Origin of the sequence: Motiliproteus sp. SC1-56, assembly GCF_017309075.1 — a bacterium.
Classification (GTDB): Bacteria; Pseudomonadota; Gammaproteobacteria; order Pseudomonadales; family Balneatricaceae; genus Motiliproteus.
Genome location: NZ_JAEMGS010000014.1, coordinates 45057 through 66929 on the forward strand (window position 1 = coordinate 45057; position 21873 = coordinate 66929).

Genomic DNA, 21873 nt, shown 5'->3' on the forward strand with positions numbered 1-21873 from the left:
AGACCTAGCCAAAAAAAACCGGGGCTCATCCCCGGTTTTTTTTTCGCCTGCAGCACCGGTTCAGCCGGCGACAAAGCTCCCACCCTTGCCCTTATCACCGTGGTGCATCAGTTCATCCAGGGTCAGCTGGTAGCTTGGGGCAAAGACCTCCATGAAGTAGTGCACCTCCGGCAGTTTGCTCTCCTTAAGCCGGCCCTCCACGTACTGGGAGGCCTGGGCAAACTCCCCGTTGCCGGCCTTGAGCTCGGCACGGCACTTGAGCAGCGCCGCCAGGCTGTCGGCAGCCTTGATCAGCTCCCGGTACTCCGGCGCCAGGCGCTCCTCGATCATCACCCGGGCAAAGTCCTCCTGCAGCCCCTCGGGCAGCAGGCTGACCAGCTCCTCACCCGCAGCCCGCTCGATGGATTTGTAGGCGTCACGGATCGCCGGTGAGTGGTATTTGATCGGCGTCGGCATATCGCCGGTGATGACTTCACTGACATCATGATAGAGAGCCGCGGTGGCGAGGTAGTAGGGATCGATATCGCCGCCGTAGAAACGGTTGCGGATCAGGGCCAGGGCGTGACAGATGGTTGCCACATCCCAGCTGTGCTCCATCACGTTCTCGGGAATGGTGTTACGCTTCAGCCCCCAGCGGGCAACCCAGCGGATCTTGTTGATGTAGGCGAAAAAATGGCTGGTCAACGCCACTTACTTATCCTCTTCCTGATGCTGATCGCCTTTCTCTGCCGCAGAACCATCGGCCGATTCAGACGCTCCACCGGGGTCTGCGCCGCTTTGCCGCCCGGGAAAGGGCCGCAGAAAAATCCAGGCCGCCAGTAGCAGAATCGCTCCCAGCGGAACCAGCTCCACCCACGCCATGAGGCCCCCCTGTTGCGCCAGTCCCAGACTAAAAACAATGCCCGCGGCGGTCAACCCGGCTCCCGGCTCAGCCTTCCACGGCCTTGAGGTAGTCGTAGATGGCGACCTGGGAACGGATCTTCTTACGGTTGCCCCGCGGCACATACCGGTTGCTCTGGCGGGCGTCGACGAGGCGCGCCTTGACCGTATCACGAAATTGCAGCTCGAGAATATCGATGATCCGCTGTTTCAGCACCGGGTCGTAGACCGGCACCGAGACTTCGATGCGCCGGTCGATGTTGCGCTGCATCCAGTCGCCCGAGCCGATATACACCAGCGGATCGCCATTATTGTGAAATACCGCGGCCCGGGCATGTTCGAGAAAGCGGTCCACGATGCTGATGATCTCGATGTTCTCGCTCACCCCCTTGATCCCCGGCACCAGACTGCACATGCCCCGTATGATCATCCGTATGCGCACTCCCGCCTGGCTGGCCCGGTAGAGCATGCGCACCAAGTCCGGATCCTCCAGGTTGTTGACCTTGACGGTGATCTCCCCCTTGCGCCCCTCGCGGGCGTTCCTCAGCTCCTGGTTGATCAGTTTGAACAGCTGGCGGCGGGTATTGATGGGCGCCACCATCAGGTGCTTGAAATGAAAGCGGCGGTAGCTGAACTCGATAAACGCAAAGACGTTCTCCACCTCCTCGGTGATTTCATCGTGGCAGGTGAGCAGCGAAAAGTCGGTGTAGATCCGCGCCGTGCCCTCGTGAAAGTTACCGGTCCCCAGGTGCGCATAGCGCTTGAGCGCCCCCGCTTCACGGCGCCCGATGAGACAGAGCTTGGAGTGGATTTTCAGGCTGGGGATACCCACCACCACCCGGATCCCCGCCTCGGTCATGCGCTGTGCCCAGTCCATGTTCGCCGCCTCGTCGAAACGGGCCCGCAGCTCCACCACCACGGTCACTTTCTTACCGTTACGCACCGCGTCCACCAGGTAACCGATGATCCGCGATTTTTTCGCCACCCGGTACATATTGAGCTTGATCTGCTCCACCTGGGGGTCGAAGGCCGCCTGGCGCAATACTTCGGTAAAGTTGTTGAAGCGGTGGTAGGGGTAGTAGAGAAGAATGTCCTGCTCGCGGATCGCCTCAAAGGCGTTCTTGCGCGTGGCCAGCGCCTTGCTCACCAGGGCCGGCAGCTCCCTGTTCTCAAGATAATCCCGCCCCACGTTGGGAAAGCCGATAAAGTCCTTGAAGTTGCGGTAGCGGTTGCCGGCTAGCAGGCTTTCATAGCTGGAGAGCTGGAGCTTCTTTTTCAAAAACTTCTGCATTTTGGCCGGCATCTCCTTGTCGAACACGATCCGCACCGGATCGGCCTTGGTGCGGTTTTTCATCACCTCGGACATCTTGTCGATCAGGCTCTGATCGATCTCGTCGTTCAGGTCATACTCGGCATCCCGGGTCTGCTTGATGGAGTAGGCGGCCAGACGGTCGAACTCAAAAAAGCCCCCAAACAGCAGCGGCAGGCAGTGGCGGATGATGTCGTCCAGCAAAATCAGGGTTTTGCGCTTTTTGCTCCGCTCCGGCAACTGCACAAAGCGGGGGCAGTCCTCGGTGGGTACCTCGATCAGGGCATATTGGTGCTCATCCCCCTTCTCGATATCCACCACCATGTAGGTGAAGTAATCCCCCAGGCAGGCTACCAGGTCCACCTTGGGGGTCATGATGATCGGCGCGATATGCGCCATCACCTTGTTGCGAAAATAGGTCTCGACCCAGTCGCGTTGGTGGTCGGCGATGCCGTTCTCGTCGATCAGGTAAATACTGCGCTTGCGCAGCGCACCGAGAATCTCCTTGTGAATCCGGTCGAACTGGTCGTTCAGGTGCAGCACCTTGGCCTCGATATCCGCCAGCAACCGCTCGGCGCCGGCATCCCCGCCGTGGGCCTTGTGCAGCAGGCTGCGACGCTTGACGTCGGCCACCCGCACCCGGAAAAACTCGTCCAGGTTATTGGAATAGATCCCCAGAAAGCGCATCCGCTCGATTACCGGCACACGCTTATCCTGAGCCTCCTGCAGGACCCGCTCGTTGAACGCGAGCCAGCTCAACTCCTTGTCGATGTATAACGCCGGGGTACTGAGGTCGATCGTCTTGGGCATGATTTCACACGTCTGACCGGGGGGACGCCAACGGCCCCACGCCAAATTTCAGCATAGTTCATCCGCTAACGCGGCCGGTTACGCGCAATGGCGCCCCGTGCGGCAATAGCCAGTGATAACGACGCCCGGCCCCGGTGGCCTCCAGCTTTGCGGATACACTAAAGTGAAGGCCTGATCCCATCGCTTCGGGGCTGGAGAAACCCTCGCAATGACGCGCTACCTGATCACCAACCCCGGTCTGTGCAACGACCTCGCGCGCCTGGCCCCCTGGCTCGAGCAACTGCGGGCCGCCGGCATTCACTTCGAAGGGCCCTACCACCTGGATCAGTGCGAGTGGCAAGCACAGCTGGAGCCTGCGGACTGCCTGCTCGCCCTGGGCGGCGATGGCACGGTCAGCGCCGTTGCCCGTCATTGCGTCAGCAGCGGCGCCCTGCTGGCGATTCTACCCGCCGGCACCGCCAACGACTTTGCCCGCAGCCTGGGGATCGTCGCCGCCAGCGCCGTCGCCCTGCTGGCAGAAGGCGAGGAGAGCCGGGTGGATGTCGGCCGCCTGGACGGGCTGCTGTTTCTCAATGTGACCCATATCGGCCTCGGCGCCGAGGTCTCGCTCTACCTGACGGGGCAGGAAAAGCGCCGCTGGGGGCCCTGGAGCTACCTGCGCGAACTGCTGCGACGACTGGTGAAGCGGCGCGGTTTCAAGGGCAAGCTCCGCTTCGACGGCAGCAGCCTCTATGGCCGCTGGCTGGAGATCGCCATCGCCAACGGCCCCTGTTTCGGCGGCGGCCACCGTATCGAGCAGGCGGACCTGCGCAACGGCAAACTGACCCTGGTGGCCCTGCGCGAGCGCCCCCTGCGGCAGCTGGCACTGGCGGTGTTTCCGGCCCGGCTGGGGCTGTCGACCAGCCCCAAATTGCTGCGGGTGGAACAGGTGGAACAGGTGGAGATCAAGACCCAGAGAAGACACCTGGCCGTCAGCGCCGACGGCGAGGCTCTGCCCCACGTTCCCCACCTCTGCTACGTGGAGCCGGGGGCGCTCAGGGTCCTCTGCCCGCGCTCATCGGCTACCCTTACTCCAAGACGAGGAGCCCCATGATCGATCACGAACACAATGTGCGCCTGTACGGCATCAGCAGTCGCGGCTTTGAACTCGCCGAGCGCTACCATGACGGAGCGGCACTGGACCACCTTCCGGATTCACTGCAACACGCGCTGGGGGAGGTCGCCCGCGAGCGGGAAAACCTGATGGAGCACTTCCGCGAAACCGTGCTGCAAGAAGGGGGCCTGCCCAAGGCCGGCAACCCGGAGCGGGAATGGCTGGAAACCCTGGTGGACCGCTGGTACAAGAGCCTTGCCGGTGCCGAATCGGTGGTGCATCGACTGCTGACGGCCGATGCCGAGTGGCTGCACGAAATTGATGCGGTCGAGGCCGCCAACGACTGGCCGGAGCCGCTCAAGCAGGACCTGGCGGCACTGGGCGCCCATGCCCGCCAGTGCCGCCAGCGCCTGCTGCAGCTGGTCCCCGGAGCCGCGCCCGAAGAGCGCTAGCCACCGGCCCGCTTCACCTTGAAGCCGCGCCCCTCCAGCTCCGACACCAGCAAGTCGCGCTGATCCCCCTGGATTTCGATCACCCCGTCCTTTACCGAGCCGCCGGTCCCGCAACGTTGCTTCAACTCCCGGGCCAGCTGCTTGAGGTCGCTGGCCGTCAGCGGCACCCCGCGCACCAGCGTCACGCCCTTGCCCTTGCGCCCCTTGGTCTCTCGGCTGACCCGCACGATGCCGTCCCCCTCGGGAAGGCGCTCTTCCTGCCCGCAGATGCAGGCGTCTTTCGGTTCGCCGCAGCCAGGGCACATGCGACCGTGTTCGGTGGAGTAGACCAGTCCCGTCGCTTTGAGTTGATCTTTCAGGCTTTTCATTTGGGTGTTCCTCGGTATTGGCCGTGCCGAAATCAGTCCCGGACCCGCCCGCGCAGCGCCTTCACCTGGCCCCGCTGGCTCTTCTTGTCCATGCGCCGGGTCTGCGATCCCCGGGTGGGCCGGGTGGCAACTCGCTTCTTTTGCACCCGGGCAACGCTGCAAATAAGCTCGCGCAGACGCTCCAGGGCGTCCTCGCGGTTTTTCTCCTGGGTTCGAAAGCGCTGGGCCTTGATCACCAGCACCCCCTCCTTACTGATGCGCTGGTCCCTGAGGGCCAGCAACCGCTCCTTGTAAAAGTCAGGCAGCGAGGAGGCGTGGATATCGAAGCGCAGGTGAATGGCGCTGGCCACCTTGTTGACGTTTTGCCCGCCGGCCCCCTGGGCGCGGATCGCCTCGATCTCGATCTCCCGCTCCGCCAGGCTCACCTGGTTGGAAATAACTAACATTCTGCCCCCGCGTTTTCGAAACGCACAGGATAAACGAGCCGCCCGCTGGCCTCTAGCCTTTCAACGCATACGGGATAGCGCGGAAAACCATGTAGTTTTTTTTCAAAACACGTTCAAAAAAGCACCAGAACCAACGGACTTACTCGCCAAAAGTCGCACCTTATCCAAACCATAAATAACTTTAATGTAGCAAAACTACAAACACCTATTTTTTTTAAGTACACTCCTACCCCTACTTAGTCTGCGGATTAAGTAACTCCTTCCCCCTTCTTTATCGAAGGGCCTGGTGCAGCAAGCGCGGTCACGAACAGGAAGGTTCGTCGTGGAGGCCCGCCCTCCCTTGCTGCCGTCAACGCAGAACACGCATGCCAGTGACACTGGCGCACCGGGTGGTCGCTAGCGCCGATGAATCAACATGGCCGCCACCGAGCAGGCTCAAGCGCCAGCCCCCGGACAACGTACATACACTTAGGAGGACAGTCCCGATGTTCCAGGTACGCATCCATGGGCGAGGTGGACAGGGAGCCGTTTCCGGAGCTGAAATGCTCTCGGTCGCCGCTTTTCTGGAAGATAAACACGCTCAGGCTTTTCCCAGCTTCGGCTCCGAGCGCATGGGGGCCCCCGTGGTCGCCTTCTGCCGCATAGACAACAAGGAGATCCGCCTGCGCGAACCGGTGCTCGAGCCCGACGCCCTGCTGGTCCAGGACCCTTCTCTGTTTAACTCGGTTGACGTGTTCGCCGGCCTCAAGGCCGACGGTTACCTGATCATCAACACCGCCAAGAGCCTTGCGGAGCTGGGCATCGAAGACGCCGCCCGCCAGCTTCCCGAGGGGCATGTCTGGACCATCGCCGCCACCGAGCTGGCCATCCAGCACGTGGGCCGGCCCTCACCCAACGCCTGCATGATCGCCGCCCTGGCCCGGGCCTGCGGCACCATCGAGCTGGACTCGGTCACCGCCGCGATCCGCAAGAAGTTCCCCGGCAAGGTCGGTGAAGCCAACGTGGTTGCCGCCCAGGCAGCCTTTGATAACGCCAAAGCGTTCAAGTAAGAAGGAGGAGCGACCATGTTGAAGCAAATGGAAGGTTCCATGGCAGTCGCCGAGGCTGTTGCCCTGGCCCGCCCCGAAGTGATCTGCGCCTACCCCATCACCCCCCAGACCCACATCGTGGAAGGACTGGGCGAGATGGTGAAATCCGGCCAGCTGGAGAACTGCGAGTACATCAACGTCGAGTCCGAGTTCGCCGCCCTCTCCGTGGGCATCGGCTCCTCCGCCGCCGGCGCCCGCACCTACACCGCCACCGCCAGCCAGGGCATCCTGTTTATGGCCGAAGCGGTTTATAACGCCTCCGGCATGGGCCTGCCCATCGTCATGACCGTGGGCAACCGCGCCATCGGCGCGCCGATCAATATCTGGAACGACCAGACCGACTCCATGTCGATGCGCGACGCCGGTTGGATCCAGCTCTTCTGCGAGACCAACCAGGAAGCGGTGGACGTCCACATTCAGGCGTTCAAGATCGCCGAAAAGCTCTCCGTGCCCGTCATGGTCTGTATGGACGGTTTCATCCTGACCCACGCCTACGAGCGCATCGACATGCCCGAGCAGGCGCAGATCGACCAGTTCCTGCCCCCCTTTAATCCCCGTCAGGTGCTGGACCCGGCCAACCCGGTCTCCATGGGCGCCATGGTCGGCCCCGAGGCCTTCACCGAGGTGCGCTACCTGGCCCACCGCCGCCAGATGGACGCCCTGGAGCTGATTCCCCAGGTGGCCCAGGAGTACGCCGAAATCGTCGGTCGTGACTCCGGCGGCCTGATCAGCACCTACAAGGCCGAAGACGCCGAGACCCTGGTCATCTCCCTGGGCTCCGTGATCGGCACCATCAAGGACGTCATCGACCAGCGCCGCGAAGAGGGTGAGAAGATCGGCTGTGTAGCCATCCGTTCTTTCCGCCCCTTCCCCATCGCCGAGATCCGCAAGGCCTGCGCCAATGCCAAGCGCATCGTGGTGCTGGAGAAGTGCTTCGCCGTCGGCATGGGCGGCATGGTCGCCTCCAACGTGCGCATGGCGCTCTCCACTCAGCCGGTCCCGGTCTACAACGTGATCGCCGGCCTCGGTGGTCGCCCCATCACCCAGACGTCCCTGCACAACCTGTTCAACGAGGCCGCGGCCGACAAGCTGGAAGGCCTGCACTTCCTCGACCTGAACCAGGAAGTGGTGGAGCGCGAGCTTGAGCGCCAGCGCCTCGACGAGTGTTCCGGCTCCGTCGCCGAGAACATCCTGCGTGATATCGGCGCCGTTGCCGCCAGCAAGGTGTAAGGAGGAAAGATCAATGACTCAACAGGTTAAGTACTACCAGACCGGCACCTACACCGTCGGCAACCGCCTGCTGGACCAGGAGCAGCGCACCGTCCAGGCCAGCCTGGACCGTTCCAACGCCCTGGATTCGGGTCACCGCGCCTGCCAGGGCTGCGGTGAGGCCCTGGGCGCCCGTTTCGCCATCGATGCCGCCATGCGCGCCACCGACAACCAGCTGATCGCCTGTAACGCCACCGGCTGCCTCGAGGTGTTCACCACCCCCTACCCCGAGACCGCCTGGCAGATGCCCTGGATCCACTCGCTGTTCGGCAACGCCGCGGCCGTGGCCACCGGCGTCGCCGCCGCCCAGCGGGTCAAGGGCAAGAAAGAGGTCCGCGTGATCGCCCAGGGCGGCGACGGCGGCACCACCGACATCGGCTTCGGCTGCCTGTCCGGCATGTTCGACCGTAACGACGATGTGCTCTACATCTGTTACGACAACCAGGCCTACATGAACACCGGCGTGCAGCGTTCCTCCGCCACCCCGCCGGCGGCCCGCACCGCCACCACCATGCCGGTCGGCCCCAACCCGGGTAACGAGTTCGGCCAGGGCAAGAATGTGCCCCTGGTGGCCATGGCCCACGGCATCCCCTACGTCGCCACCGCTTCCGTGCACGATTTGCACGACCTGGAGCGCAAGGTAACCAAAGCGATGAGCATGCGCGGCGCCCGTTACATCCAGATCTTCGTCCCCTGTCCCCTGGGCTGGGGCTCCAAGCCCTGCGACTCCATCAAGCTGGCCCGCATGGCCGCCGAGTGCGGACTCTGGCCGCTGTTCGAGGCCGAGCACGGCGAGATCACCGACTCCACCAAGCTGCGCAAGCCGGCCAAGGTGGACGGCTACCTGAAGCTGCAGCGCCGCTTCGCCCACATGTTCAAGCCCGGTAACGAAGCCCAATTGGAAGGCATGCAGGCCCTGGCCGACAAGAACATCGTCAAATTCGACCTGCTGGAAGAGAAGGGAGACGAAGAATGAACAAGCCGTTTGCAATTACCCTCGACGTCGGCACCAGCCTGGTCAACCACACCGGCAGCTGGCGCACCGAACGCCCCCGCTACGTAGACCGTATTCCGCCGTGCAACAAGACCTGCCCGGCCGGCGAGAACATTCAGCAGTGGCTGTTCCACGCCGAGGAAGGCAACTACGAGCAGGCGTTCAAGACCATCATGCAGGACAACCCCTTCCCCACCATCATGGGACGGGTCTGCTACCACACCTGCGAAAGCGCCTGTAACCGCAAGGACGTCGACGAGGCCGTCGGCATCAACGCGGTCGAGCGCTTCATCGGCGACGAGGCCCTGCGCCACGGCTGGACCGTGGAGTGCGCCCCCGACACCGGCAAGAAAGTGATGGTGATCGGCGCCGGCCCCGGCGGGCTGTCCGCGGCTTACCACCTGCGCCGCCTGGGCCACAGCGTGACCGTCTTCGAGGCCGCCCCCAAGGCCGGCGGCATGCTGCGCTACGGCATTCCCAAGTACCGTCTGCCCCGGGAAAAGCTGGCCGGCGAGATCAGCCGCATCGAGAAGCTGGGGGTTGAGATCAAGACCGCAAGCCCGGTGACCAGCGTTGCCGACACCATGAAGGAAGGCGGTTTTGACGCCTGCTTCCTGAGCGTCGGCGCCCAGGTGGGCGGCAAGGTGGAGTTGCCCACCGACGGCAGCGTACCGATGTTTGACGCGGCCACCGTGCTCAAGGACCTGGAGAACGAGCAGCTGCCCGATCTCAACGGCCACGTGGTGGTCTACGGCGGCGGCAACACCGCCATGGACGTGGCCCGCTCCGCGACCCGCATGGGTGCCCTCTCCGTGACCGTGGTCTACCGTCGCGACCGCAACATGATGCCCGCCCACGAGCTGGAGATTCACGAGGCGCTGGAAGAAGGCGTGCAACTGGCCTGCCTGCGCACCATCAAGGCGGTCAAGAACGGCGAGCTGGAGCTTGAAGTCATGGTCACCGGCGAGGACAACCGCCCCGTCGGCACCGGCCAGACCGAGACCGTACCGGCCACCGTGCTGGTGCAGGCGGTCGGTCAGTCCGTCGACCTGGGCCCGCTGAACGGCCTCGACGGCGTCGAGGTGAAGGGCGGCGTGGTGCTCGTGGGCAAGGACATGCAGACCGGCGCCAAGGGCGTCTTCGCCGGCGGCGACATGATCCCCTCCGAGCGCACCGTCACCGTCGCCATCGGCCACGGCAAGAAAGCGGCAAAGAATATCGACGCCTTCCTGCGCGGCGAGATCTTCGTCGCCCCGGCCAAGCACGACGACGCCGGTTTCGGCGAGCTGAACACCTGGTACTACTCCGACGCCCCGCGCTCCGTGCGCCCGGTACTGGACGTGGCCCGTCGCCAGTCCGGTTTTGCCGAGGTGGTCGGTAACCTGGACGAGGAGACCGCCCAGTACGAGGCCCGCCGCTGCATGAGCTGCGGCAACTGCTTCGAGTGCGACAACTGCTACGGTGTCTGCCCCGACAACGCCATCACCAAGCTGGGGCCCGGCGAAGGGTTCGCGTTCAAGTACGACTACTGCAAGGGCTGCGGCATCTGCGTCGCCGAGTGCCCCTGCGGGTCGATCGAGATGGTGCCCGAGGATATCTAAGCCGAGAAACCGCATTAAAAAACCGGGCCAGTGGCCCGGTTTTTTTTGGCCCCGTGAGCCGCTCTGCCCTCATCAAATGGTCCCGGCGACACCCCGCGGTGAGCCTGAAAGCTAGAACGCAAGCAGCGCCTTTCCGCCCTTCTTGAGTTTGGAGTGCCGTCTCAATGTGGCGATGACCCGCGACAGCTTCCATGACCCGCTCCCCAAAATGGCCCCTTAGGCCCTGCGGGAAATTCAATAGCCCCTATTAACCAACGACATGGAAGCGAACGATAGTTTCTCTGATCAGGGTGGAGAACTTGCGACAAAGTTTCACTTGAGGCTCCCATTACCAGAGACGAGTCAGGTGAAGCAGGAGAACAATCGCCTCCATGCCTTCTCCCCCACCACTGCAAAAGATCGAAAAAAACGAATTATAAGCAGTTAAAAATCGTTTTTTACGATCCTTAATTGTCCGTATAACTGTCGTGTATCTGATTATCAGTTGCAGGCAGGTCAACAATGGTAAACCGCAGCCGTTCATCGACACAGCGCTACAGCCGGCGTAGCCAGGCGGTCACGATGCTGGCGCTAACCTTAATCTGGTTATTGCTGGCCGACTTTGATCTGTCCAGCTTACTGATAGGGTTGCCCTGTATCGGCGCCGCATCATGGCTTGTCGGTTATCTCAGCCGCCCCGGGCAGTGGCGCTTGTCGGTCATCGGGCTGCTTCGCCTTGCCGGCTATTTCACCGAGCAAACCCTCCGCGGCGCCTGGGACATTGCGAGCCGCACCTGCGGCCCCCACGTTCGCGTAACGCCCGGTTTCATCGACTATAGCCGCCAGTTCCCCCACCGCTCTGCCAGAACCTTGTTTATCAGCTGCGTCAATTTGTTGCCTGGCACACTGGCGGTCTCCGCTCACGGCAACCAATTTTCTATGCATGTGGTTGACCTGGGAAGAGATCATAAGCCGCAACTCGACCGGCTTGGCCATCTGATCGAACAGCTCTGGATGGATAGAAACGCGGGGGCAGCCTCATGAGCCCGCTGATGGCGTGGTTACTGCCGGGACTGCTGCTTTTGTTGATCGGCATCATCGCCATTGCGCTGTTGCGGCTCGCGCTGTGTCGCAGCCAAGTCGACAGCATCCTCTGCATTCAGTTACTGGGAACGGGCGGTACCGGCACGCTGCTGCTGCTGGCTACGCTGGTTGAACAGCCTGCGCTGATCGATGTGGCACTGCTGCTGGCACTGCTGGCGGCGGTCACGGTGCTGTCCGTTACCCGGCGGGAGCGTGGCGATGTTTAGTCCAGGCGAGCTGATCACGGCACTGCTGCTGCTAAGCGCGATAGTGGTTTTTGCCGCAGGCACCCTGGCGCTGCTGCGCCTGCCAGATCCGCTCTGTCGCCTCCATGCGCTGACCAAAATCGACAACCTAGGGTTTGGCCTGCTCGCCGCTGGGCTGGCGCTAATCCAGCCGACCTGGATCGACGGCTTGAAACTGTTGGCGATCTGGACGCTGATTCTGTGCTCCAGCACCACCAACGGCTACCTGATAGCCCACCACTGCGTTTGGGAGTCACGTCGATGATGCTCTGGTGGGTGGTCGATCTGACCCTCTGTGCTCTGATGATAGCGTTGGCAGCAGGCTCCCTGTTTGCCGCCACTCTGCGTCGCCGAGTAATCTTCTTTATCGCTTTCGGTTTGTTGACCGCCATTGTGTGGGCACGCCTGCAGGCGCCCGATCTGGCTCTGGCAGAAGCCGCCATCGGCGCGGGGTTAACCGGTGCGCTGCTGCTGGCCGCCCTGCCGACCGCACAGCCGACCGAACATAAGCGCGATGCCGACCGCCTCATCGAGTGGGTGTCACTGCTGCTGGCTGCGCTGCTGGCTGTCGTGCTGATCGCAGTACTGACGACGCTGCTGCCGGTCGTCGATGGAGACCCGAGTCTGGCGGTGACCGCTCGATTGAGCGATGCCGGCGTCAGCCACCCGGTCACGGCCGTGCTACTCAATTTCCGTGCCTGGGACACCCTGCTGGAGCTTGCCGTGCTGCTATGCGCCACGATCGGCGTGCTCAACCTTGCGCCCGCTCGAAAAGCGCCCCGCCATGCGGGAGCGCTGGCCGACACTTTGATCCGCATACTGCTGCCGCTACTGATCCTGACCGCGGGTTATCTGCTCTGGAACGGCGCCTTTGCGCCGGGCGGGGCGTTTCAGGCCGGTGCCGTTTTGGCAGCCGCAACGGTGGTGCTGCATCTTGGTGGCGGGGTGCGCCTGCCCCCCTTCAGCCTTGCGCAGCTACGCGGCTTGCTGGCGCTGGGCCTGCTGCTGTTTCTGTCGGTGGGGCTGGTGCAGCTGGCGTTTGGACAAGCCCTGTTGCAGTACCCTTTGGCCTGGGCCGGTTCGCTGATCCTGCTGATCGAGACCGGAGCCACGCTGTCGATCGCCACCATGCTGTCACTGGTCTATCTCGGCGGCCATCCCCTCAGGGATTGGCCGGTTGCCGGTGACTCCCGGGACAGGGAGATCTAGATGGAACAGGCACAGCTGATGTTTGCCGCCACAGGCGCACTGATATTCGTGTTCGGTCTGGTCGCCGGATTGCGCGACGACAGTTTGCTGGGACGAATCATCGCCATCAATATCAGCGGTGTCGGGCTATTTCTGCTCTTGGTTGCCTTGGCCTATCGCGGACTGTGTCAGGCGGCGGACCCGATTCCCCATGCGCTGGTATTGACCGGCATCGTGGTCGCGGTAGCGGCCTCGGGCCTCGCCATCGCCATCGGCCGCAAACTCGACGAGTTGCGAAATAGCAGCCATCGGCGCGAAGGGGATTCTTCATGAGCTCGCTGCTGGTACTGATCGCCACCCTGCCGCTGATGACGGCCCTCGCCTGTCTGCTGCACCCACGCGGCGGTGATCAGCTGTCCCTGGTCGCCAGCATGATTCAACTGGTTGCCAGCGTACTCCTGGTTACAGAACTGCCCTCCCGCAGTTCGCTCAGCCACGCGCTGGGCGGCTGGGCTCCGGGGCTGGGGATAGCGTTGGGGGCCGATCCGCTCGCCGGCTGGCTGGTACTGCTCTGCGCCCTGGTGCAGTTTGCCACCACCCTGTACGCCCGGTTCTACTTCTGTGACTCACAGGCCCGCTACCGACTCTGGCCGCTCTGGTGGCTGCTCGCTAGCGCCCTCTATGCACTGCTGCTTTCGGGTGACCTGTTCAACCTGTACGTCACGCTGGAGCTGCTGGGACTGTCGGCTGCCGCACTGTGCACCGTTGGCGCCGCCAAAGCCGAGGCACTGGAAGCGGCGCTGCGCTACCTGCTGCTGGGTCTGATAGGTTCTCTGCTGTACCTGGCCGGGGTGGCCCTTGTCTACGCCGAATATGGCACGCTGGACGTGTCTGCGCTTCGCACACTGATTTCGAGCAGCCCGGCCAGCCTCGCGTCGCTGGTTCTGCTGAGCAGCGGTTTGATGATTAAGTGTGCCCTGGTGCCGCTGCACTTCTGGTTGCCCGCCGCCCACAGCAGCGCACCGGCACCGGTCAGCGCGGTACTGTCAGCACTGGTGGTAAAAGTCGCCTTCTACCTGCTGCTGAGATTATGGTTCGAACTGTTCACGCCCGTCGTCACCAGCGCTTTTGCCACGCTGATTGGTCTGCTGGGCGCTATTGCGGTGATCTGGGGTTCCTGGCAGGCGTTTCGCGCCACCCGACTGAAGCTGCTGGCCGCCTACTCCACCCTGTCACAGATGGGTTACCTGTTCATGTTCGTACCGATCGTGATGGCGCTGCCCGAGGGTGATACCCGCCAGTTTGCCTACGGCGCACTGCTGCTGCTCGCTGTCAGCCACGGCATCGCCAAAGCGGCCCTCTTCATGGGCATCGGGTCGCTGCAACAACATTTGGGACATGACGAGATTGACCGCCTGGGCGGCAGTGCCCGCAAACTGCCGGTCACACTGTTCGCCATCAGCCTGGCTGGTGTGGCATTGGTTGGCTTGCCTCCGAGCGGTGCCTTTCTGGCCAAATGGGCGCTGATCAGTAGCAGCCTGGTCAGCGGTCAATGGTGGTGGATGCTGGTGACACTGGTCGGCACCCTGCTGGCCGCTGCCTATCTGGTGCGGGTGTTGGGCGCCGCCTTTGCGCCCACTGCAGCGGCCGAACCAGCCCTGCCGACATGCAGGCTGGCGTTGCAACAACCGGCGCTGTTACTCGCCGTACTGGCCACCTTTGGACTGGGTTTTGCGGCCTCGCCGGTATGGGACACGCTGTCCTTATCCCCCCCGGAGGTGCAGCGATGAGCACCAATGCTTGGTTGCCGCTGTTGATCCTCTGGAGCTCCCTGGTACCGGGGCTGATCATCTTCAGCCTGGACGAAAGCCGCCAGCGACTTCGCACCGCGCTGAATCTGATCGGCGCGATCACCAAGCTGCTACTGGTGGCCGGTCTGATCTGGGGGGTTTACAGGGAGCTGCTGTTCGAGTTCCGCTGGACACTGGCGCCGGGCCTGGACTTCGTGCTGCACGCTGATGCCCTGTCGGTGCTGTTCGTCAGCCTGTCCACCCTGCTCTGGCTGGTAACAACCATCTACGCCATCGGCTATCTGGAGCACTCCCCGGACCGCAGTCGCTTTTTCGGGTTCTTCAGTCTGTGCGTCACCGCCACGGTAGGGCTGGCGATGGCGGGCAACCTGTTTACCTTCGTGATCTTCTACGAAGCGCTGACGCTGGCGACCTATCCCCTGGTAGCCCATAAAGGCACGCCGGAAGCGATCCGCGGGGCGCGGATCTACTTGGGCTACACCCTGGCAGGCGGTGTCCTGCTACTGACTGGCGCCGTCTGGCTGCGCACCCTGGCCGGCCCGCTGGACTTTGCCCAGGGCGGAATTCTGGGTGATATCCCGGGTCTGGACCCGGATGCGCTGCGATGGATATTCCTGCTGCTGGTAGCCGGGCTGGGGGTCAAAGCCGCGCTGTTTCCTCTGCACGGATGGCTACCTAGGGCGATGGTGGCACCGGCACCGGTCAGTGCGCTGCTGCATGCCGTCGCGGTGGTGAAGGCCGGCGCGTTTGGCATCGTAAGGGTGGTTTATGACGTGTACGGTGTCGAATTCTCTGGCGAACTGGGCGTGCTGATGCCCCTCGGGGCGCTGGCCGCCTTTACCATCATCTACGGTTCGGTCCGCGCGCTGTCCCAGGATCACCTAAAGAAACGTCTGGCCTACTCCACCGTCAGCCAGGTTTCCTACATCGCGCTGGGGGCCACCATTCTCGGGCCGCTGGCAACCATCGGCGGGCTGGTGCACCTAGTGCACCAAGGTGTCATGAAAATCACCCTGTTTTTCGCCGCAGGCAACTATGCCGAGACCCTCGGCGTCCACCGTGTCAGCGAGATGAACGGAGTAGGCCGACGTATGCCTGTGACCACTGCCGCCTTTACCGTGGCCGCTCTAGGCATGATCGGTCTGCCGCCGGTAGCCGGTTTTTTCAGCAAGTGGTACCTGGGTCTGGGTGCACTGGAAGCCGGGGCCGGTGCCTGGGTAATTCCGGTGTTGCTGGCAAGCAGCGCTCTGAATGCAGCCTACTTCCTACCCATTCTCTACCGCGCCTGGTTTCTTCCCGCCGGTCCCTGGCCGCTGGAGAACCACACCCATCACCGCGGCGAAACCCGCCCCTCACTGCAATGGCCGCCGATGGTGACCGCCGCGCTGGCGGTGCTGGTCGGTACCTTTGCCGCCGCGCCATTCAGCCCGCTGGAGTGGGTTGAATTGATCGCGACCAGGGAGTACCGATAGTGACGCTTCTGCTGCTTTTTGCCTGGTCGATACCGCTGCTGCTGGCGCCGCTTGTGCTGCTGCCCCGGAGCGGTCGCTGGCTGCTGGTTTTGGCGCCGCTGCCGGCGCTGCTGGCAGGGTTGACGCTACCGCTGGACAGCGTGCTGAGCCTCCCTTGGCTACTGCTGGGTACGGAGATGAAGCTAGATGCGGCCCGCCAGCTGTTTCTGATCGCTGCCGCCGCGCTGTGGTCTATCGCCAGCCTGCACACGGTGATGAACGACCACGAGCACCCGCACTCAGCACGCTTGCGCCTGTTTATGGCACTCGCCATGGCAGGCAACATCGGCCTGATAGTCAGTGCCGACATGATCAGCTTCTATCTGGGGTTCTCCACCATGGGGCTGGCAAGCTATGGACTGGTGGTTCACAGCGGCAGCAGCTCGGCCCGGCGGGCCGGCAGGGTTTATCTGGTGATGACCTTGATGGCTGAATTTATCCTCTTGGTGGCGCTTCTGCTGCTCCATCAGCGCACTGGTACTCTGGCTCCCTCGCCGGAACAGCTGAGAGGCGGGTCGGCGCTGGAGATCGGGCTACTGTTTGCCGCCTTCGCCACCAAGGCCGGATTACTAGGCTTCCATGTCTGGCTGCCACTGGCCCACCCAGCCGCCCCAGAGGGCGCCAGCGCGATGTTGAGCGGTGCAATGATCAAGACCGCCCTTCTCGGCTGGATCACCTTTTTACCAATGGGTACAGAGGCCCTGCCCCTATGGGGCTGGCTCTTTATCGGCGTTGGCGCAGCCGGTGCACTGGTTGCCACCGTTATTGGTCTGACCCAGACCGATCCTAAGGTGGTGCTGGCCTATTCGAGCATCAGCAAGATGAGCCTGCTGAGCGCGGTGCTTGGTGTCGCGCTGATTGAGCCCGGTTCCGCCCCTGAACTGATCATGGTGGTAGCGGCCTACGCCGTATTCCACGGGTTCAACAAGGGCGCGCTGTTTATAGGTGTCGGCATCACCAAACGCTACGCCGAACACTGGCTGCTGTTGCTGTTGGCGCTGCCGGCTGCGGTCATCAGTGGTGCCCCCTACGGCGCCGGCGCCGCTGCAAAAACCGCGCTGACCGAACTGCTGTTCACCGACAGCCGCGCAGCCGACACCTTGCTGTTGCTGCTGACCCTGATGGCCTTCACCACGCCGTGGCTGATGCTGCGCTTTCTGCACTGTGCCAATACCCATCGCGGCACCGGTGCCATCGATGCCGGCATCGCGCCCTGGCTAGTTCTGCTGCCTGTCGCAACCCTGGTGCCGTTGCTGTTTTTCGATGAACTGTCCGCCGGTTCGGCAGGCTGGTGGCTAGCCGGCGTCGTCAGCGCGTTGCTGCTGATAACCTATCCGCTGCCGCCGCTAACCCGCCTGGTTGGCAGGGTTCCCCCGGGTGATCTGATCGAGCTGTTGCCATCCGTGCGCCACCGCGCGGTATTCACCCGGTGGCAGCGGTTTCCGGATGTCGGCACTCGCGGACTAAACCGGCTGCGGGCGCTGCAATTTGGCTGGCCGTTATTAAGTGGCGATCGCAGCGTCACTGCGGTTCTTCCGCTGGCAGTGCTTCTGCTGCTGGCAACCCTGCTGCTCGATATACCCTGACCTTCTAGGAGGACGCCATGAAACCAATCCGCAACATTCTCTACTTCGCTGACGGCGACCTGACCATGAACCCGGCGCTGGAGCGCGCGATCAGCCTGGCCCGCAGCAGCGAGGGGCGACTGACGGTGATGGATGTAATCAGTAATCAGCCCTCGCCCGCCGCGATCAGGATTCGCCTGGGCCTCGGGATGAACGAAATCGTCAAGCGGTATCAGGAACAGGAGCTGCAAGCGCTGCTCACCGATCTGCCGCCGCTGACCTACCCGGTTCGCATCGACGTCAGAATAGGCTGGGGGTTCATCGAAGCAATACGCGCAGTCGTCGAGCAGCAGCATGACCTGCTGATCAAGCCCGCTCGCCATGGCTGTCACCGGCCCCTTAGCAGCAACGACATGCACGTGCTGCGCAAGTGTCCCTGTCCGGTCTGGATCGACCGTAGCAGCGACGCGGTCCCCTACCGCACGGTGCTAGCAGCAGTCGACCCCATCAGTGGCAATGACGATTGCGCTGACAAAGTAATCGACATGGCGGCCAGAATCGCCCGCGGTCATAGCGCACGCCTGGCTGTAGTGCACGCCTGGGAGCTCTACGGCGAATCGATGCTGCGTGACGGCGGATTCAACATGGGCAATGTCGAACTGGAGGAGCTATTGGAGGAGACGCGGATCGAGCACAGTCAGGCTGTCGCCCAGTTATTGCAGCGGCATTCGCTAGCCCCCCCCGAGGCAGATATCCACATCGCCAAGGGCAACCCCACCGAGGTAATTAGCCGGATCAAAGAGAAAATTGGCGCAGACCTCGTAGTCATGGGAACCGTCGGCCGTACCGGCATTCCCGGTTTCATAATCGGCAACACCGCCGAGGAAGTACTACAACGCAGCGGCTGTTCGGTACTGGCAGTCAAACCCAGCGGCTTCGTGTCACCGGTCACGCCCCACTAAGCCCGAAAGCAAAGGATCAAAGCAGCTATGCTAAAGCGCATCGACGTCAACGCGCATCGACACGCCACGGAGCGCAAACCGTCGGGGCAGGGACGGATGAACAACCTACGCATCAACCTGAAACATCTGCGGTATTTCTGGACAGTAGCCAGTGCCGGTTCCATTACCCGGGCATCAGAAACCCTGTGCCTTACCCCGCAAACGATCAGCGGCCAGGTGCGGGAGCTGGAACTGCAGATCGGCAGCAAGCTGTTTCGCAAGGACGGCCGCAACCTGGCGCTGACCGATATTGGTCAGACCGTATTCAGTTACGCCGACGAAATGTTCGCCATCGGACTGGAGCTACAGGACCTGCTGGCCGGCAGCAGTGGCACCACCCAGAGCCTTCGGGTTGGGATAGCAATGGTGGTGCCAAAACTACTCGCGTACCGGGTACTGGAACCGGTGCTGCAGCTGAAGCCACCGGTACAACTGCTTTGCCATGAAGCGCCGCTGGTTGATCTGCTGGCGGAGCTTGCGGTCCACAAACTGGATATCGTGATCGCCGACAGCCAACTCAACCCGACCTTCAACGTCAAGGCATACAATCACTTACTGGGGGAGTCGACCATCAGCTTCTTTGCTACCCCAAAGCTCACGCAAGAGCTTAAAGCGGACTTTCCCGCCTCACTGGACGGGACCCCGATGCTGATGCCGAGTAACGGCAGTAATCTCAGGCGTGATCTTGACAGCTGGTTGGAAAAACGCAGTCTAAAGCCGGTCATCGCAGCCGAGTTCGACGACCGTGCGTTGATGAAAGCCTTTGGTGAGCGCGGCGCAGGTGTGTTCAGCTCCCCCACAGCGGTTGAAAAGGACGTACTGGACAAGTATGGGGTCGAAGTCATCGGTCGCACCGATGACCTGGTCGAGCGTTTTTATGTCATTTCAGCCGAAAAACGAATAAAACACCCTGCTGTGAGTGTGATAACACAAAGCGCTCGTCACTGGCTGGAAAGCTAGCGAGTCCTTTTGGCTCAGGTCCAGAGGCTCAACTTGGGTTGTTTGGCCAATACCCGCAAAATATCGCCACGTGTGATAATACCGACCAGTTTGTTACGGTCATCGACCACAGGCATCGCCGATTGCTGGTAGTCGGACATCACTTGGGCCACCCGTCGAATCGACGCCACCGGCTCGGTTGTGATCACCTCTTCCGGCATCCGTGTATCGACGCTTCGGCGCGTTAACGCTTCCAGAGTCAGCCTTTCGTCAATCAGCAGCGCTTCGATATCTCGCCGCGTGATCAGCGAGACCACGCCGTATTCAGGACAAACTACCGGCATCTGCTCGACCCGGTACTCACACATCCGTCGCCGCGCATCGGCCAACGTCTCGCCAAGCGACAGGGTGTAGACATACTCGGACATCACTTGGTGCACGTGGACGATCGGTTCATTGATACGCAGGTTCAACATCCGCCGATACAGCGTCTCAGCCTGGCTGAAACGGGTGGCACCGTCATCTGTTTGGGTGAACGCCAGCAAGGGTGACGAGGCGTCGGGCTCATCCCAGAAACTGCGGCGCGTGCGGGGCTGTCGGGGTACCGGTTGTTTCTTCTGTCTGAGTTGTTCCAACGTTCCGCGGTGCTTAAGACCCTGTCGATCATGGATGGCAAACATTGTGCTTCCTCCGTCAATAACCTAGCTCGATACTAAGTTATTGGGGAGGGCGGATGTTTCGCTTTATCGCGAAGACCTTTCGCAATTTACGAACAATCTAACAAATCCGGTGATCGCTAGGGCTGCTCCTGGCCTTAACCGATATTCATATATCTACGCTGTGCCCATTTTAGATATCTTGACACGACTGCGAAGTGACGGCTTCGGGCACGCCACTGGCTAACTTTCCTCACGGGCCAGCGTCCGCATACGGGAACTTAGATTGGTGAGTTAGATCCCCGGCTGATGGACCATCAGCGGCAGCTTTGTCTTGGCAGCCGCCACCAACTCCGTGCAGCGCCCAAGAGCGCCCGGCCTCAGGTCAGTGAAAGCACGGCCTCCACCAGCCGTTTGGGGTCGATCAGGGGGGCCGAAGCGGGGGTAACCAGCGGCACCTGCGCCACCTGCACCCCCAGCGCCTCGAGCGCCGCCACGTCGACCGTCTCGCCGTAATCACCGTGCTCGGTGTCCACGATCACCAGGTTCAGCAGGTCGCTGACCGGGGTCTGGGCGCCGGCATCGCGCCTGAGCATGGCCAGCAGCCGCTCCACCCGGGCGACCAGCCCCAACCCCACCTGCTCCGGGTCCCGCCCCAGGTTTGGAATATAGACCTTGGGCACCCCGGCCGCGGCCACCGCACGGCCCACGCCCTGGGGCAGGAGGTTGGCCAGAAGGCTGGAATGAAAGCTTCCCGGGGGGAAGCAGATCAGGTCCGCCGACTCAATCAGCTGGCGCTTGCGGGCATGCAGCACCGAGTTGACCGGCACCCATTCATCGGCCCGGGCGCTCAGTTCCAGCTCCACGATGGGGGAGGTCAGCGGCGCCACCTCCTTACCGGTCATCAGGTGCTGGCCGATCACCTGGCGACCGTCGGCGAGGCGGCACGCCAGGTGGTAGTTGTCATTGACGATGGTGTGCACCTCACCGCGCACGTTCACCAGCTTGGAGAACAGGAACACGATGGGGTCGAGCTGCTCATGGTTGTTCAGGTAGCCCCCCGCCAGGATCAGGTTGCCGATGCTGGCGCCGCGCAGGTCAAAGCCCTCCGGACGGGCCTGGTAGAAGAACTCCAGCTGGTGACGAATGAGCCGTCGCATCGGGTCCTGGATGGAGAGCAGCAAGGGGTGATCGCCGGCGATCATCGCCGCCAGCTCCTGGTCCAGACGCCCGGGCTGCCCGCCCTTGGGAAAGCGGTGGGTAAAGAGGCGGAACACCTCGGGATGCCCCCCCAGGGCCTCGTCCGCCAGGGCCATCAGGCGGCTGCGCAGATCGCCGATGGCGGGCATGTCAAAAGCCCGCCGCAGGACCGCCGAGCTGCCGCCGGAGTCGTAGGGGGTGACAAAGTGAATGGAGTTATGGGTGTAGCGCTTCAGCACCCGGCTGGTGGCGTTGAGGGCGCTGCCGCCACTGAAGAACAGGGGCCGCGGTCCCAGCTCCGGCGCCTTCAGAAAGCGCCCCAGCTTCAAGGGGTTGGGCAGCGGATAACGGCGGGCAAGGGTTACGGTCTGACTCATGCGCACATC

Annotated in this window: 23 protein-coding genes; 16 read left to right on the forward strand and 7 right to left on the reverse strand. The window is 62.5% G+C overall.

The window, feature by feature from the left end:
• Positions 1 to 60 precede the first annotated feature (60 nt).
• From yfbR to ppk1, 3 genes are all read right to left on the reverse strand, one after another.
• Positions 61 to 690: a 5'-deoxynucleotidase gene (gene yfbR, locus JGZ97_RS14780; RefSeq protein ID WP_370584076.1), complete on the reverse strand. Its 630-nt coding sequence runs from the start codon at positions 688 to 690 to the stop codon at positions 61 to 63.
• A complete protein-coding gene (locus tag JGZ97_RS14785; RefSeq protein WP_207063442.1) occupies positions 691 to 861 on the reverse strand; it encodes a hypothetical protein in 171 nt (56 codons plus the stop codon).
• Positions 862 to 928: 67 nt separating this feature from the next.
• Positions 929 to 2998: a polyphosphate kinase 1 gene (ppk1, locus tag JGZ97_RS14790; RefSeq protein WP_207063443.1), complete on the reverse strand. Its 2070-nt coding sequence runs from the start codon at positions 2996 to 2998 to the stop codon at positions 929 to 931.
• A 208-nt stretch (positions 2999 to 3206) separates the two neighbouring features.
• On the opposite strand from ppk1, the gene JGZ97_RS14795 reads away from it, so the two are divergent.
• Positions 3207 to 4091, forward strand: a complete 885-nt coding sequence (locus tag JGZ97_RS14795; RefSeq protein ID WP_207063444.1) for a diacylglycerol kinase family protein — start codon at positions 3207 to 3209, stop codon at positions 4089 to 4091.
• The gene (locus JGZ97_RS14800; RefSeq protein WP_207063445.1) at positions 4088 to 4543 is read left to right on the forward strand and encodes a hypothetical protein; all 456 of its coding nucleotides are present in this window, start codon (positions 4088 to 4090) and stop codon (positions 4541 to 4543) included. The genes JGZ97_RS14795 and JGZ97_RS14800 overlap by 4 nt, the downstream gene beginning before the upstream one ends.
• Here JGZ97_RS14800 and JGZ97_RS14805 read toward each other — a convergent pair.
• Both JGZ97_RS14805 and arfB read right to left on the reverse strand, forming a co-directional pair.
• Entirely contained in the window at positions 4540 to 4911 is a 372-nt protein-coding gene (locus tag JGZ97_RS14805) for a translation initiation factor Sui1 (protein ID WP_207063446.1), read from the reverse strand. The genes JGZ97_RS14800 and JGZ97_RS14805 overlap by 4 nt on opposite strands.
• Before the next feature lie 32 nt (positions 4912 to 4943).
• Positions 4944 to 5357 carry an alternative ribosome rescue aminoacyl-tRNA hydrolase ArfB gene (arfB, locus tag JGZ97_RS14810; protein ID WP_207063447.1) on the reverse strand — a complete coding sequence of 138 codons (414 nt, stop codon included), beginning with the start codon at positions 5355 to 5357 and terminating at the stop codon, positions 4944 to 4946.
• A gap of 485 nt (positions 5358 to 5842) precedes the next feature.
• Here arfB and JGZ97_RS14815 point away from each other — a divergent pair, with 485 nt between their 5' ends.
• The 14 genes from JGZ97_RS14815 (at position 5843) to nhaR (ending at position 19652) form a co-directional block, all read left to right on the forward strand.
• A complete protein-coding gene (locus JGZ97_RS14815; protein WP_207063448.1) occupies positions 5843 to 6406 on the forward strand; it encodes a 2-oxoacid:acceptor oxidoreductase family protein in 564 nt (187 codons plus the stop codon).
• A gap of 15 nt (positions 6407 to 6421) precedes the next feature.
• Positions 6422 to 7675, forward strand: a complete 1254-nt coding sequence (locus tag JGZ97_RS14820) for a transketolase C-terminal domain-containing protein (protein ID WP_207063449.1) — start codon at positions 6422 to 6424, stop codon at positions 7673 to 7675.
• A gap of 13 nt (positions 7676 to 7688) precedes the next feature.
• Positions 7689 to 8690 carry a thiamine pyrophosphate-dependent enzyme gene (locus JGZ97_RS14825; protein WP_207063450.1) on the forward strand — a complete coding sequence of 334 codons (1002 nt, stop codon included), beginning with the start codon at positions 7689 to 7691 and terminating at the stop codon, positions 8688 to 8690.
• A complete protein-coding gene (locus JGZ97_RS14830; RefSeq protein ID WP_207063451.1) occupies positions 8687 to 10309 on the forward strand; it encodes an NAD(P)-binding protein in 1623 nt (540 codons plus the stop codon). Before JGZ97_RS14825 ends, JGZ97_RS14830 begins: the two co-directional genes overlap by 4 nt.
• Before the next feature lie 561 nt (positions 10310 to 10870).
• Complete coding sequence (locus tag JGZ97_RS14835) at positions 10871 to 11332, forward strand: Na+/H+ antiporter subunit E (RefSeq protein WP_207063452.1); 462 nt, start codon at positions 10871 to 10873, stop codon at positions 11330 to 11332.
• A gap of 8 nt (positions 11333 to 11340) precedes the next feature.
• Positions 11341 to 11598 (forward strand): monovalent cation/H+ antiporter complex subunit F, encoded by a 258-nt coding sequence (locus JGZ97_RS14840; RefSeq protein ID WP_207063453.1) that lies wholly within the window; start codon positions 11341 to 11343, stop codon positions 11596 to 11598.
• Entirely contained in the window at positions 11591 to 11881 is a 291-nt protein-coding gene (locus JGZ97_RS14845; RefSeq protein ID WP_207063454.1) for a monovalent cation/H(+) antiporter subunit G, read from the forward strand. The genes JGZ97_RS14840 and JGZ97_RS14845 overlap by 8 nt, the downstream gene beginning before the upstream one ends.
• Positions 11878 to 12825 (forward strand): MnhB domain-containing protein, encoded by a 948-nt coding sequence (locus JGZ97_RS14850; protein WP_207063456.1) that lies wholly within the window; start codon positions 11878 to 11880, stop codon positions 12823 to 12825. The genes JGZ97_RS14845 and JGZ97_RS14850 overlap by 4 nt, the downstream gene beginning before the upstream one ends.
• Complete coding sequence (locus JGZ97_RS14855; RefSeq protein ID WP_207063457.1) at positions 12826 to 13137, forward strand: NADH-quinone oxidoreductase subunit K; 312 nt, start codon at positions 12826 to 12828, stop codon at positions 13135 to 13137.
• Complete coding sequence (locus tag JGZ97_RS14860; protein ID WP_207063458.1) at positions 13134 to 14594, forward strand: complex I subunit 5 family protein; 1461 nt, start codon at positions 13134 to 13136, stop codon at positions 14592 to 14594. The genes JGZ97_RS14855 and JGZ97_RS14860 overlap by 4 nt, the downstream gene beginning before the upstream one ends.
• The gene (locus tag JGZ97_RS14865; RefSeq protein ID WP_207063459.1) at positions 14591 to 16087 is read left to right on the forward strand and encodes a complex I subunit 5 family protein; all 1497 of its coding nucleotides are present in this window, start codon (positions 14591 to 14593) and stop codon (positions 16085 to 16087) included. Before JGZ97_RS14860 ends, JGZ97_RS14865 begins: the two co-directional genes overlap by 4 nt.
• The gene (locus tag JGZ97_RS14870) at positions 16087 to 17712 is read left to right on the forward strand and encodes a proton-conducting transporter membrane subunit (RefSeq protein WP_207063460.1); all 1626 of its coding nucleotides are present in this window, start codon (positions 16087 to 16089) and stop codon (positions 17710 to 17712) included. The genes JGZ97_RS14865 and JGZ97_RS14870 overlap by 1 nt, the downstream gene beginning before the upstream one ends.
• A gap of 17 nt (positions 17713 to 17729) precedes the next feature.
• Positions 17730 to 18653: a universal stress protein gene (locus JGZ97_RS14875; RefSeq protein ID WP_207063461.1), complete on the forward strand. Its 924-nt coding sequence runs from the start codon at positions 17730 to 17732 to the stop codon at positions 18651 to 18653.
• Between the two features lie 27 nt (positions 18654 to 18680).
• On the forward strand, positions 18681 to 19652 hold the full coding sequence (gene nhaR, locus JGZ97_RS14880) for a transcriptional activator NhaR (protein WP_242521807.1): 972 nt from the start codon (positions 18681 to 18683) through the stop codon (positions 19650 to 19652).
• A gap of 14 nt (positions 19653 to 19666) precedes the next feature.
• Here the strand turns inward: nhaR and JGZ97_RS14885 are convergent, their stop codons facing one another.
• Both JGZ97_RS14885 and JGZ97_RS14890 read right to left on the reverse strand, forming a co-directional pair.
• Positions 19667 to 20266: an HPP family protein gene (locus JGZ97_RS14885; protein WP_207063462.1), complete on the reverse strand. Its 600-nt coding sequence runs from the start codon at positions 20264 to 20266 to the stop codon at positions 19667 to 19669.
• A gap of 401 nt (positions 20267 to 20667) precedes the next feature.
• The gene (locus tag JGZ97_RS14890; protein WP_207063463.1) at positions 20668 to 21864 is read right to left on the reverse strand and encodes a GAK system CofD-like protein; all 1197 of its coding nucleotides are present in this window, start codon (positions 21862 to 21864) and stop codon (positions 20668 to 20670) included.
• Positions 21865 to 21873: the final 9 nt, after the last annotated feature.